General features: G+C 61.6%; 1 protein-coding gene. It reads right to left on the bottom strand.

What is annotated here, in order from left to right; all coding sequences use genetic code 11:
* Positions 1-255 (bottom strand): hypothetical protein (locus JNB89_RS30910; protein WP_220364745.1); only part of this gene is annotated, 255 nt, incomplete at both ends.

Raw genomic sequence — 255 nt, 5'->3', positions numbered from 1 at the left:
TGATGTTGCGCGTGACCGCATCCTGCTGCACCAGCCCCACCGTACCGCTGTTGATGTTGTTCGTCAGGTTCGTGATGTCCGTCGTGTTTTGCGTCACGCGACCGTCCAGGTTGGTGATCGCATCGCCAACGTTGTTCACCGTCGTGCCGCCCACCGAATACGTCGGGTTCGTGATCGCGCCCGTCGTCGTGTTGTACGTCGAACCGCCACCCAGCGCTGCAGCCGTCGCCGCTCCTTCGTTATTCACCTTCGCGT

The organism is Paraburkholderia phenoliruptrix, from assembly GCF_019511605.1.
In the GTDB taxonomy this organism is placed as follows: Bacteria; Pseudomonadota; Gammaproteobacteria; order Burkholderiales; family Burkholderiaceae; genus Paraburkholderia; species Paraburkholderia phenoliruptrix_A.
The sequence above is the reverse complement of the archived record's forward strand: the minus strand, read 5'-3'. Positions and strand labels throughout refer to the sequence as shown.